Source organism: Argonema antarcticum A004/B2 (assembly GCF_023333585.1).
Lineage (GTDB): Bacteria > Cyanobacteriota > Cyanobacteriia > Cyanobacteriales > Aerosakkonemataceae > Argonema > Argonema antarcticum.
Genome location: NZ_JAIQZN010000117.1, coordinates 7,722 through 20,084, shown reverse-complemented (window position 1 = coordinate 20,084; position 12,363 = coordinate 7,722). Strand labels below are relative to the sequence as shown.

Here is a 12,363-nt window from a genome sequence, read left to right as displayed (position 1 = left end):
GGGCCCCAAGCAACGACTTATGACCGCACCCCCTCCCCTCTTACCCCCTCCCCTCTTACCCCCTCCCCTCTTACCCCCTCCCCTCTGCTCAAATAGCATAGTAAGTAAGGACGAGCGACTTTTTTATGCAATTATTTCATCCCTGTATGTTGGCAGCGTGCAGCAGTTGACCTCATCAATACAAACTTTGCCCCACTGCAAAGCCCAACGCACCAGTGCTACCCGGTTGTCGGTCGCTGTTTTGGTCAATATGTTGCTAATGTGGTTGTCAACGGTTCGCTTGCTAATTTCCAGCTTATCGGCAATCTTCTCGTTGGTTAAGCCAGCAGCTACCAACTCGATAATTTGCACTTCTCTATCTGAGAGGGACGCCGGAGCCCCTGATATGCGACCAGCCATAATGGATTCCTATATCCTGTAAATCTACCTATTGTAATTTTACCTAATGCTAAGTCTGAAGGGCTATAATTCTCAAGGTTTGGCATCTGGATCGGGTGCGATCGCAATCAGTCGTCGATCGATGGGACAAGGAATCTTCCCGCGTGCTTACTCTTGACCCCTGGCGCGGGATAAGCTGAGAAGATGTTAACTTTTGTGTCGATCGCAGTAAGCTCTTTCTTTAGTTATTGCTATAGAGCATTTCAAGGAATGCAACTGTGAGTCATACCCGTGTTATCTGTTTTGGTGAAGTTTTGTTCGACTGTTTGGCGGATCAACCAGGACGCCCTCTCGAACAGGTTGAATCTTGGACTCCCTATCCTGGGGGAGCCCCGGCGAATGTTGCCAGCGCTTTGGTGAAGTTGGGTACATCAGCTGGATTTATTGGGTGTGTCGGTGAGGATGAACCAGGGAATACCTTGGTGGAGGTGCTAGACACGGTTGGTGTAGATGTAACTGGGGTTCAGCGTCATCCAAGTGCGCCAACCAGGCAAGTTTACGTTGTGCGATCGCTTTCAGGCGATCGCAGTTTTGCCGGTTTTGGAGACCGCGAAACTACAGAATTTGCCGATACCCGCCTACAAGCCTCTAATCTGCCTGTAAGGTTATTGTCAGAGGCAGATTTTTTGGTTTTGGGAACTCTGGAACTGGCTTATCCCCAAAGTCGGGAAGCGATCGCACGAGCGCTCCATCTGGCAGATGAGTATTATCTCAAAATTTTGGTAGATGTCAATTGGCGTTCCGTATTTTGGCCTTACCCAGAACTGGCAAGTAATACGATCCACAACTTGCTAAAACGGGTTGATTTCATTAAGCTTTCTTCCGAAGAAGCCGAATGGCTGTTTGGTACGACTGACCCCTGTGCGATCGCTCACAAACTTAATGACTGCGAGGGCGTTTTAGTAACTGCTGGCGAACATGGCTGTGCTTACTATTTGTCAGAAAGCGAAGGTAAGTTGCCTGCTTTCCCAGTGGATATTGTAGATACTACTGGTGCTGGCGATAGTTTTGTGGCTGGGTTCGTTCACCAAGTTTGCCAGTATGGGATCAGAGCGCTTAGCGATCGCGATACCGCCAAACGCATTGTCACCTATGCCAGTGCTGTGGGTGCTATGACGGCAATGAAACCGGGTGCGATCGCAGCTCAACCCACAGCAGCCCAAGTGGAAAATTTCCTGCGTAAGCATCAAAATTTGTCTTTTTAAGCACAAAAACATTAACACACAAAGATATAGGGTGGGCAATGCTCACCCTATTCGTGGAGTTTTTGATGATGATTCCAGAAATAACCAAACAACTTTTAAATGCCAAGAAAGAAAGCAAAGTCAGCTTTGCCGATTTGGAAAAGCTTTTGGGACGAGATGAAGTATGGATCGCCGCAGTAATTTATCGTCAGGCAAGTGCTTCACTAGAAGAAGCAAATAAATTAGTGGAAGCTTTAGGACTAGGCGCGATTTATGCTAAAGAACTGACAGAATATCCTGTGAAAGGATTGGGGCCGATCGTTCCCACCGATCCCCTGATTTATCGTTTTTACGAAATTATGCAAGTTTACGGAATGCCTATCAAAGAAGTCATTCACGAGAAGTTTGGCGATGGAATTATGAGTGCGATCGACTTTACTTTGGATGTGGAGAAAGAAGAAGATCCCAAAGGCGATCGGGTGAAAGTGATTATGAACGGTAAATTTCTACCTTACAAAAAGTGGTAATGGTAGTGGTAACATGAGAACAATTGCATTTCCTTTTCGCTTTGGCTAAGGAAATACAGGGCGTAGTAGTACAGTAACTTTTTACACGAAGCTTGTACCAGACAAGTATGATATTTGTCAAAACGCCTGTAACTATTGAACTCAATTAAGAAATGTCAGAATCTCTTACACCTCCAACAACCAAGCCTCACGTTCCCCATTTCTCCTCTGGGCCTTGTGCCAAACGTCCAGGCTGGTCTGTTTCTGTGCTTCAAAATGCCTGTGTCGGTCGTTCCCATCGTTCTGAAGATGGCAAAGCCAAATTGGTAGAAGCGATCGATCGCTCCAAGAAAATTTTAGGCATTCCCAGCGATTATCGTCTAGGCATCGTTCCTGCTTCCGATACGGGTGCAGTAGAAATGGCATTATGGTCGCTACTGGGACAAAGACCTGTAGATATCCTGGCTTATGAAAGTTTTGGCCAGGAATGGGTGAAAGATGTCGTAGATGAGTTGAAAATAGCCGATCTACGCCTGATGAAAGCGCCCTACGGCAGTTTACCGGATTTAAATCAGGTTGATTTTAGCCACGATGTAGTATTTTTGTGGAATGGCACCACTTCCGGCGTCAGAGTTCCCAATGGAGATTGGATCGCAGACGATCGCCAAGGATTGACTATTTGCGATGCGACATCGGCGGCTTTTGCGATGGATATCCCTTGGCACAAATTGGATGTTGTCACCTATTCTTGGCAAAAAGTCTTGGGTGGAGAAGCACAACATGGTATAATTGTCCTCTCTCCTCGCGCAGTGGAACGACTGCAAAGCTATGAACCGACTTGGCCCATACCCAAAATCTTTCATCTAGCCCAAAAAGGGAAGTTAATCGAGGGTATTTTTAAGGGCGATACGATCAATACACCCTCTATGTTGTGCGTAGAAGACGCGCTGGATGGACTCAAATGGTCAGAAAGTGTTGGCGGTCTTCCTGGTTTAATTGGCCGTAGCGAAGCTAATTTGAGTGCGATCGCTAAATGGATAGAAAAGAGCGAGTGGGCTGATTTTCTAGCCGAAAAACCGGAAATTCGCTCTTGTACTTCCATTTGCTTGAAAATTATCGATGCTTGGTTTACTAACCTGAGTGAGGAAGACCAAGCAAAATACGCCAAAAAGTTGGCGAAACTGCTAGAAAAGCAGCAAGTAGCTTATGATATCGCCGCTTATCGCGCTGCACCACCTGGATTGCGGATTTGGGGAGGCGCAACGGTAGAAACCGCAGATATTGAAGCACTACTGCCTTGGTTAGATTGGGCTTATGCGACTGTGAAAGCTGAAGCTGCGGCTGCGAGTTAATCTGATAGGTAAGTTGTTGCGCTTTAGCGCTAAAGCGCAACAACTTACCTATTAGCTAGCTGAATAGTGTAAACCTTCAATGTTCATTTTCGATCGCTATTTCTATCAAAGGTTATGGACTGCTCAACTTAAACTTTCATTAATCGAATCGATCTTTTCAGAATCCTTAATTTAACGTATTTTGTCTTGAAAATATATATTAATTTAAAACTATCAGATTTTGGGGATAGTTCCACTTGCAGAAAATCGTAACCTCACATACAAGCTGTGCTTATTCCTCTAGATTGTTTTGATTAGAAGTCCTTCCTATACGAGTAGAAATAAACATACATAAAAGATGAAAGCAGCTTAGTATAAAAAACTCAATAGCCTTCAAAAAGCTGAGCAGCAAAATATTGTCGGCGTTAACCTTGAGAAAGGTTAATTTTCCATAGAAGGTTGCAGATAGAAAGTAAAACATCCATCCCACACCCAGAGGTACGGAAATAGACCTGCCCCTGGAAGCGAATAAAATTGCTGATAGAAGTACGTAAAGATCGATACAAAAACCTATGCCCCATAAGTAAGCTAGCTGTTGCCAAGCTTTTGAGTCAAGAGCTTGGTTGAAAATAGATAGTTGTATATATGCTGATAGCCAAACTACTATAAATGCAATTGATTTAATTTGGAAAAGGCTTATCAAAATCCCTCATCTATAACAATTGGGTCATCAGCACAACTTCCATAAGTTCTTTCTATAAACTCTTTCCACTCCAAGTTTTCCGATATCGTCGGGACTGGTGTAAATTTCTGGAATGTTATTGTCACTTCTAACTCAGCATTATTTAACCCTAAAGGTACATCTAAATGTAAGATGCCATCCTCTCCTACACGCTGACGTAATGTTACGCTTTGCATAGTTTATCCTTCCTTTATATCATGTTCAGTCGATATTTTGAAATACGGGCTTTAGTCCACTCTTTAGTTAGATTTAATTCGCTCTACTTGCAGTTGCAATATCAGCACGGATTAGTTGATACATTGGACTAGAGAACGGGTGAAAATCATCAGGCCAAGGCGCAGTCATATTGCACAATAAACGGAACTGTAGGGGTGTTGGTGCTGGGTTAACGCGCTCTACTTGAATATGTACAAGTTCTGGATTTTTCCCGATAAAATTGAAGGCATCATCTACCAAATAGCGAGGGCAATAACCTACAAAATATAGATCGCCTGGAAAAGATTCGTTTGTCCGTAAAATCAATGCGTTGCGAACGTAAGGATTTTGAAAATCGTGTACTAACCGCAACAATTCATTCTTCTGAAGGTGGTTAATTCTATCGAGCGATGCTGGTGGTAAATGGCGCAATCCGCGTACAAAAAAGTGGATGTGGTACAATCCATTTTCATCCCGTTCTGGACAGGGAAATACCTCAAACTTATCTGTTGCTTTTTGTCCACCACTACGAGCTAGCAACGTAATGGGATCGTCTTCGTGCTGAGGTAGATTCAACAATTCCACAAAATTTTTGTAGTTTGGTCTCGATCGCGACAGCACTCGATTTGAAAATAAAGGAAAAAGTTCAACAGATCTGTATACTTTATTCAGATCTGGCAATGAGTGTAATGGTTGAAATCCACACTTTTCTATAGCTGCAAGGATACCTTTTGTGTAAGCAAACTCGTACATTTCCCCATCAAATGTTAATTTTCCAATGGGAAACCAATCTCCACTGTTTGCATCTTGCCAAGCCAAAAAAAGCGTTTTCATAATTACTGTATATTACGCAGATCGAGTAACCTGCATTGATTTAACTCAAGGACTTTTTGGGCAAATTTAATTGCAGTTTCTGAGATGCGATCGCTTGGAATACAGCTAAACAAGTCTAATGTATCACTAAGTGACACTTTTGCTAGATAGTCCAGCCATACTGAGGCAGCATGGGGATAGCGCCCCGCAACTTCACAAAACACCTCGAAAGTCTTGAGTCGTTTCTTATCCCCAACTCTAGCATAAAAATACGACAAACATTTTTGCTTCACGTATACTTTGATAGAGTAGCCTGCGTCTTTGGTTGTAAGCCTTTGGTAGCGATCTTCATCACGCAATTCCCGACCAAGGCAGGAGGCGTGGTCGTATGTGGGCGCTAGATAAGTCGTTTGCTCCTTTGCCGATGGCTCTTTGTATTTTATTAATGCCCAGTTCTGATGGTGTCTATCGCTGTTTCCGACCCAAGCATCCAAAAGTAAGTATCCAACAAACACATCCACCGCAGTTCTAATACCCTCTGGTGGTGTCCACTCCCTTGGTAATTGGATAGAGGATTCCTTAATGGCACTGAATACTATATCTATTGTGTGCCTAGACAAATCTTTAGGGTTTTTTGGATAGTCTCCAACTATGGGAGCAAGAACTTCATTACCCAGAATAAGAGTTCCGCCTTCAGGTACAAACGACCGTGAAATAATGCTGCGTTTATCGTTATATGTTGCCAGCTCGTACTCAGCATGGGGTAGCCTAAGCAAAGCGCACAACTCTGATGCAATCTTTTCTGCCCAATCTTCTCCTGTATTGAGTTTAGCTTCCTTACAAAGGCAAAGACCTAAATTTTGATCGCGAAACCAGAATCCTCCTTTCGTGCTTATTAGTTCATACTCTTCAGGTGCATCTAATGGAACTGTAATTACCGGAAAAACCGAACCCATTATTTTTTGGCATCCAAAACAATCATCGGAAGCCAAAATTTATAACGAGTTTCAGTTTTGCCGTTGCGGTAAATGCCTTCTAATGATTGCAACATTTTTTTGCTCACTTGTGGGTTGTAAGGTAAGGTGGGCAATGCCCACCCTACGTTTTAACTCAAAAATTCTCTGGGATCGGTGACATATCCAGTCAACGCCGAAGCAGCTGCTGTATATGGCGAAGCGAGATAAATTTCTGCTTGTTTGTTACCCATCCGTCCGGGGAAGTTACGATTAGTAGTAGAAACGCAAACTTCGGCTTCGTTCATGCGTCCGAAGGTATCTTTCGGCCCACCCAAACAAGCGGCGCAGGAAGGTGCAGCAGGTTCAATGCAACCAGCTTGTAAGAAAATTTCAGATAGAGTTTGTCCTTCCTGTTTGAGGCTAAACAAATCTTCATAAACTTTCTGAGTTGCAGGCACTATGTAGGTGGGAACTTGCACCTTATGACCTTTGATTATCCGGGCGGCGCTCATGAAATCAGAGGTTTTACCACCAGTGCAGGAACCGATATAAACGCGATCGATCTTGACATCGCGACATTCTCGTGCTAAGGCGCGGTTGTCTGGCGAGTGGGGTTTGGCGACGACGGGTTCTAATTTGCTGACATCGTAGTGGTGCTGGCTGTAGAATTTGGCGTCGGGGTCGGTGTAGAATGCGTCGAAGGGTTTGTTGGTGCGATCGCGCAGATAATCAAAGGTAGTCTCATCTGCGGCCACTGTACCATTTTTGCCGCCAGCTTCGATCGCCATATTGCACAGCGTCATCCTCTCTTCCATCGACATCCGTTGCACAGTGCTACCCGCAAATTCCATTGTGCGATAGTTAGCACCAGAAACCGAGATATCGCCGATGATTTGCAAAATTAAATCTTTCGCCAACAAGTAATCTGGCATTTCGCCATCGAGGATAAACTGCATCGTTGCTGGCACTTTGATCAGTAGTTTACCAGTTCCCATGATGAAGGCGGCATCGGTGTTGCCGATACCGGAAGCAAACTGACCGAAAGCACCAGCGTTGCAAGTGTGAGAGTCAGTGCCAAAAAGCACTTCGCCTGGTCGTGTGTGACCTTCTTGCGCGAGGGCGATATGACAGACGCCTTTGTAATCTGGGTTAGCTTTGAAGTTTGAGCGATCGGTAATATCGTAGAAATATTTGATACTTTGCTCCTTCGCAAAATCACGCAGGATATCCACGTTGCGGTTAGCCCGTTCGTCAGCGGTGAAGATGTAGTGGTCGGGAATTAGAACGATTTTTTCCTTATCCCAAACTTTGGCATCCGCACCAAATTCGCGCTTGAAAACGCCGATCGTTCCTGGGCCACATACATCGTGGGTCATCAGTACATCCACGTCTACCCAAATATTTTCTCCCGGTACAACAACAGACCGCTTGGCGGCGCGTGCCAAAATTTTCTCGGTAAGGGTCATCCCCATGATTTGTTCTCCTGCTTTTGATGCTGCTGGCGCTATTTTTTTAATCAGCTGGCTATAAACTATGCTACCTAGCGTTTCTACTTTAGCGTTGGATTTCAACTAGATATCTGAATTATTGTAATATGCGATCGGATTAGGTTATTCTGGTTGCATCGGAATTATATTTTTTTAACGCAAAGGTACGCAGAGGTTAACGCAGAGGTACGCGGAGTTTTTATGAGAAATTATTGGATAATTATTATATGATCTTTTATTTGTGATGCGATCTATGCCAATGCCCAAGAAACCTAGACGCGGATGCTTAAACTGTGGCAAAGAAACAAAAAGAGCGGTGGACAAGTATTGCGATAACTACTGTCAGAATGAACATATTTACAATCTTTATATTGTATCATGGCTGCAAGGAGAAGAGAGCGGCGGTAAAAAATCTGGTACTGTATCTAATCATGTGAGAAAATACTTGATTAGGAACTTTGGCGAAAAGTGTTCTTTATGCGGTTGGTGCGAGGTAAATCACTATACAGGGAAAATTCCTCTGGAAGTAGACCATATTGATGGAGATTGGCAAAACAACTCACCAGAGAATCTTCGCCTTTTGTGTCCCAATTGCCACTCGCTTACACCGACGTACAAAGCGCGAAATAAGGGTAAAGGGAGAAGTTGGCGTCGCGAGTTGTATGCAATGTCCAAGCTAAGTGAGTCACCGGGTTAACTCAGTTCGTAGTAAGGACTAAAGTCCTTATGCTGTATCACCCTTAAAATTATAGCCCGCTGGCAGAGCCAGCAGTCTTCCTTGATAATGCTAGAATTTCGGGAAAGAAAAAATTGCGAATTATACTTGCGGAAATGACTGAGGCTTTGCTATACTTGGTATTGTTGCTGGTGTAACTCAGTTGGTAGAGTAGCGGTTTTGTAAACCGCCTGTCATGGGTTCGAGTCCCTTCACCAGCTTAGGTTTGAGCAATTTTAAATTAGGTGAGAAATTAGATGTAAAAGCCTATTGACTTGGGTATTTTTTTTGTGCTATAGTCATTTAGACGAGGAAGAACTATTGTCCAATAATTATTTGAAACAGATTTCTATTATTTAAATAATACCCCAAACAGCGCCGCCTGTCTTGGCGGTTCTTAGGTACGTAGTTGCGCTTTAGCGCTCTTATCCGAGTTATAGTAAGAGCGCTAAAGCGCAACTACGTACCAAAGAGTTGGAGAAGGCGATCGCACTTTGGTAAACTTAGTTTGTCAAAGACTCTGCAAATTATTCACGATCGCCACATTATGTCAGAATCACCACAATTCAGGAATTTCGAGGAAATATGGCCAGATTATTACAAAGCGATGGCGGGTAAAGTTCCCCGTGATACCTTGCTGACAGCTTTGGAACACTTTGAGAGGGAGAACCCGAATCAAAAGGGACGCTTTGCGGTAGACTTGGGATGCGGCGAAGGTCGCGATACTGTGGAATTATTGCGGCGAGGGTGGCGGGTGTTAGCTATTGACGGACATCCAGAAGCTTTTGAGCGAATGTTGGCGCGTCAGGATTTAGAAAATGTGGAATTATTAGAAACTAAATTAGCAAAATTTCAGGATATTATTTTGCCGGAAAATGATTTAGTGAATGCAAGTTTTTGCCTACCGTTTTGTCTGCCAGAATATTTTAGTGAATTTTGGGAGAAAATTGTCCAAAGTATTCGTCTAGGGGGTCGTTTTAGCGGTCAATTGTTTGGCGATCGAGATGCTTGGGCAAAAATTCCTACTAATACCCATCATACCAAAGAACAGGCAGAAAAGCTGCTAGAGCAATTGGAAATAGAAGTTTTTACTGAAGAAGAGGAAGATAGAAAAACGGCTTTAGAAGAAATGAAGCATTGGCATATTTTTCATATTGTGGCGCGGAGGAAATAGGTGGTAAGATGACTAAGCTACTACTCATAGAATCACCAGGTAAATCAAAAAAATTAAGTCAAATCCTGGGTGCGGATTGGATTGTCAAAGCTAGTATGGGTCATATCCGAGAACTAGCGCAGGATGGGGAAGATTCGCTGGGGTTTGACTTGTCAGGCGATCGCATAAATTGTCGCTACGAAATTAGAGGCGATCGCAGTCACAAAGTCCTCAGCGAATTGCGTCAAGCTGTCAAGCAAGCAACAGATATTTACATCGCCACAGATCCAGATCGAGAAGGGGAAACAATCGGTTGGCATTTAGCGCAAGAACTGCGATTAAAACAGCCAAAAAGAGTTACTTATACGGAGATTACGAAAGCAGCGGTAATGAGTGCGATCTCCAAACCGCGCACCCTCGACCAAAACTTAATCGCCGCCGGGAGAGCGAGAGATTGTCTCGATAAATTAGTCGGATATAAAGGTAGCAAACATTTAGTTTGGCAACTCAAAAACGGTGCTAAATCGATGGGAAGAGTGCAAAGCGCCACTCTTCATCTAATTTGCCAAAGAGAGAAAGAAATTATTGCCTTTGTACCAGAAGATTACTGGTCAGTTTGGGTAGAATATAAAGAAGGATTCAAAGCATTTTATCGCGCTAGCTTAAAAGCAGCTAAAGATGAGAATTCCGAACCCGATGATGCTGGTAAAAATGAGGTTAAACCAGAATCAGACAAAGTAAAAACCCAAGCCGAAGCAGATAGATTAGTAGCCATTGCCAAAGCCAATCCGCATGGTATAATTAAAATTGAAAAGAAAACCGTCAATCAATCGCCTCCCGCACCATTTATTACCTCTACTTTGCAACAAGCTGCTGGTGCAAAACTGCGGAAAAGTCCAGAGCAAACAATGAAAATTGCCCAGTCACTTTACGAAGCTGGTCATATCACTTATATGCGAACCGACTCGGTAGTATTATCCGAGCAATTTTGTGATGCAGTGCAAAAGTATTTAGAAGCAAATGACCCGGAAAACGTACCAGATAAAACAACTAGACACCGTTCCAAACAAGGAGCGCAAGAAGCACACGAAGCAATTCGTCCCACCAATGTAAATCGACTTCCCGCACAATTACAAACTCAACTAAGTGCTGACGAAGCTAACCTTTACGAGTTAATTTGGAATCGAGCAGTTGCATCCCAATGTCGTCCCGCACAAATAGCAAAAACTCGGATTATTACCCAATCTGCCGATATTTTTTGGGAAGCGCGAGGACAAGTGCTGATTTTTCCCGGTTATACCCGCTATTGGAATAATATCAGCGATGATGTGCAATTACCAAATGTGGTAGAAGGACAAAAAGTTAACTTAAAATCAGCTAATTCTGAGAAGAAACAAACACAACCACCGCCACGTTATACCGAACCGAAATTAGTACAATTAATGGAAAGAAAAGGAATAGGTAGACCGAGTACTTATTCGCCAACAATTAAAACTTTGAAAGAGCGGGAATATGTGCAATTAACTAAGAGTAAATTGCAGCCAACTCCTCTGGGGATGGAATTGGATGATTTCTTAGCAAAAGTTTTACCTGATTTAATTGCAGCCGAATTTACCGCGCAGATGGAATCGCAATTAGATGTTATTGCAGATGGAAAACAAAATTGGGAAAAATGGCTTACCAGTTGGAATCGAGAATATTTCGATCCCGCTTTAAAGCAAGCAATTCAAGCGGTGAAGGGATATACTTCTACTGCTAATTCCCATAATTTTGCGCCAGCAAAGACGACTGGGAAGCGACGCAAAACTAAATCTGATGCTTTAGCTGAAATATTGGGGAATGATAATGAAGTAGTGAAGGGAAAGAAGACTCGCTCAACTTCAGATATTACACCAACAAAGGCGACGGGAAGGCGAAGCAAAACAACTGCTGATGCTTTAGCGGAAATATTGGGAAATGACAATGAGGTAGTGAAGCAAAAGAAGACTCGCTCAACTTCAGATATTGCACCAACAAAGGCGACGGGAAGGCGAAGCAAAACAACTGCTAATTCTGGAAATGAGAATAAGAAATCATTTGCTGAGACAACAGAAATTTTATGTCTGAAATGCAATAAACTGATGGTGAAAGTGCCAACCAAATCGGAAAAAGTAAAAGCCGGACATTTCCTCAGTTGCGATAAGCGCCAAAATGGATGCGGCGCAGTGATGTTTTTGAATGATAAAACTAAGCAATATGAGTTACCTTATGCGGAACGTGCAGCTAAAACACCTGAGACAAAAGATTTAAGTGAGTTTCCTTGTCCAGTTTGTAGTTTACCTATGGAAAAGCATAATTATACTGATAAGAAAAGTGGCGAAACTAAAACAATGTTGAGGTGTTCTAATGCTGAGAATCGGAAAGATGGTTGTAAAGAAGTAGCGTTTTGGTGGACTACGCAAAAACATTGGTGGTCGCCGACTTTTGGGGAGATAAAATCGAAGGGTGATGCTGCTTCTAAAAAGAAAAGATCTTGAAATAATAAGATTGATATTCTATTCCAGAGACATCGGTTATGAAACGAAACTTTAATGCAAGTGTTTGGCAGGAGGATAACTGGTTTGTAGCGCAATGTTTAGAAGTTGACATTGCCAGTCAGGGAGAAACAGAAGCAGAGGCGTTGGCTAATTTAAGTGAAGCTTTGGAATTACATTTTGAGCCGCCTTGTGCTACTGTATTGCCACAAGTAAGGAAGATAGAGGTAGAAATTGATGCCGCTTAAACCTTTGCCTTACCGTGAAGTGAAAAGAAAATTTGAAGCTTTGTGATTGGATAAGAGTTACAGAAACCCGGTTTTTTGGAAA

12 protein-coding genes and 1 tRNA gene are annotated in these 12,363 nt (G+C 43.1%); 8 read left to right on the top strand and 5 right to left on the bottom strand.

Features of this window, described 5'->3' with window-relative positions; genetic code table 11:
• Positions 1 to 123 precede the first annotated feature (123 nt).
• Positions 124 to 399 (bottom strand): photosynthetic electron transport-dependent transcriptional regulator PedR, encoded by a 276-nt coding sequence (gene pedR / locus LAY57_RS31005; protein ID WP_249071041.1) that lies wholly within the window; start codon positions 397 to 399, stop codon positions 124 to 126.
• A gap of 257 nt (positions 400 to 656) precedes the next feature.
• Here pedR and LAY57_RS31000 point away from each other — a divergent pair, with 257 nt between their 5' ends.
• The 3 genes from LAY57_RS31000 to LAY57_RS30990 all read left to right on the top strand — a co-directional run bounded on the left by LAY57_RS31000 (position 657) and on the right by LAY57_RS30990 (position 3,480).
• Positions 657 to 1,643 (top strand): carbohydrate kinase family protein, encoded by a 987-nt coding sequence (locus tag LAY57_RS31000; RefSeq protein ID WP_249071040.1) that lies wholly within the window; start codon positions 657 to 659, stop codon positions 1,641 to 1,643.
• Between the two features lie 65 nt (positions 1,644 to 1,708).
• Positions 1,709 to 2,149 (top strand): cyanase, encoded by a 441-nt coding sequence (gene cynS / locus LAY57_RS30995; RefSeq protein WP_338022525.1) that lies wholly within the window; start codon positions 1,709 to 1,711, stop codon positions 2,147 to 2,149.
• A gap of 152 nt (positions 2,150 to 2,301) precedes the next feature.
• Positions 2,302 to 3,480 (top strand): phosphoserine transaminase, encoded by a 1,179-nt coding sequence (locus LAY57_RS30990; RefSeq protein ID WP_249071039.1) that lies wholly within the window; start codon positions 2,302 to 2,304, stop codon positions 3,478 to 3,480.
• A 678-nt stretch (positions 3,481 to 4,158) separates the two neighbouring features.
• Here LAY57_RS30990 and LAY57_RS30985 read toward each other — a convergent pair.
• The 4 genes from LAY57_RS30985 to LAY57_RS30970 form a co-directional block, all read right to left on the bottom strand.
• Positions 4,159 to 4,377 (bottom strand): hypothetical protein, encoded by a 219-nt coding sequence (locus LAY57_RS30985; RefSeq protein WP_249071038.1) that lies wholly within the window; start codon positions 4,375 to 4,377, stop codon positions 4,159 to 4,161.
• A gap of 73 nt (positions 4,378 to 4,450) precedes the next feature.
• Complete coding sequence (locus tag LAY57_RS30980) at positions 4,451 to 5,230, bottom strand: DNA-binding protein (RefSeq protein ID WP_249071037.1); 780 nt, start codon at positions 5,228 to 5,230, stop codon at positions 4,451 to 4,453.
• Between the two features lie 2 nt (positions 5,231 to 5,232).
• Positions 5,233 to 6,165, bottom strand: a complete 933-nt coding sequence (locus LAY57_RS30975; protein ID WP_249071036.1) for a HipA domain-containing protein — start codon at positions 6,163 to 6,165, stop codon at positions 5,233 to 5,235.
• Positions 6,166 to 6,314: 149 nt separating this feature from the next.
• The gene (locus LAY57_RS30970; RefSeq protein ID WP_338022524.1) at positions 6,315 to 7,637 is read right to left on the bottom strand and encodes a 3-isopropylmalate dehydratase large subunit; all 1,323 of its coding nucleotides are present in this window, start codon (positions 7,635 to 7,637) and stop codon (positions 6,315 to 6,317) included.
• Between the two features lie 274 nt (positions 7,638 to 7,911).
• On the opposite strand from LAY57_RS30970, the gene LAY57_RS30965 reads away from it, so the two are divergent.
• The 5 genes from LAY57_RS30965 to LAY57_RS30945 all read left to right on the top strand — a co-directional run bounded on the left by LAY57_RS30965 (position 7,912) and on the right by LAY57_RS30945 (position 12,281).
• Positions 7,912 to 8,349 carry an HNH endonuclease signature motif containing protein gene (locus LAY57_RS30965; protein ID WP_249071034.1) on the top strand — a complete coding sequence of 146 codons (438 nt, stop codon included), beginning with the start codon at positions 7,912 to 7,914 and terminating at the stop codon, positions 8,347 to 8,349.
• A 166-nt stretch (positions 8,350 to 8,515) separates the two neighbouring features.
• Positions 8,516 to 8,588: transfer RNA gene (locus LAY57_RS30960), tRNA-Thr, on the top strand.
• A 287-nt stretch (positions 8,589 to 8,875) separates the two neighbouring features.
• The gene (locus tag LAY57_RS30955) at positions 8,876 to 9,541 is read left to right on the top strand and encodes a class I SAM-dependent methyltransferase (RefSeq protein WP_249071033.1); all 666 of its coding nucleotides are present in this window, start codon (positions 8,876 to 8,878) and stop codon (positions 9,539 to 9,541) included.
• An 8-nt stretch (positions 9,542 to 9,549) separates the two neighbouring features.
• Positions 9,550 to 12,036: a type I DNA topoisomerase gene (gene topA, locus LAY57_RS30950; RefSeq protein ID WP_249071032.1), complete on the top strand. Its 2,487-nt coding sequence runs from the start codon at positions 9,550 to 9,552 to the stop codon at positions 12,034 to 12,036.
• A gap of 38 nt (positions 12,037 to 12,074) precedes the next feature.
• Positions 12,075 to 12,281, top strand: coding sequence for a type II toxin-antitoxin system HicB family antitoxin (locus tag LAY57_RS30945; RefSeq protein WP_249071031.1), 207 nt, complete (start codon positions 12,075 to 12,077; stop codon positions 12,279 to 12,281).
• The last annotated feature ends 82 nt before the right edge of the window (positions 12,282 to 12,363 follow it).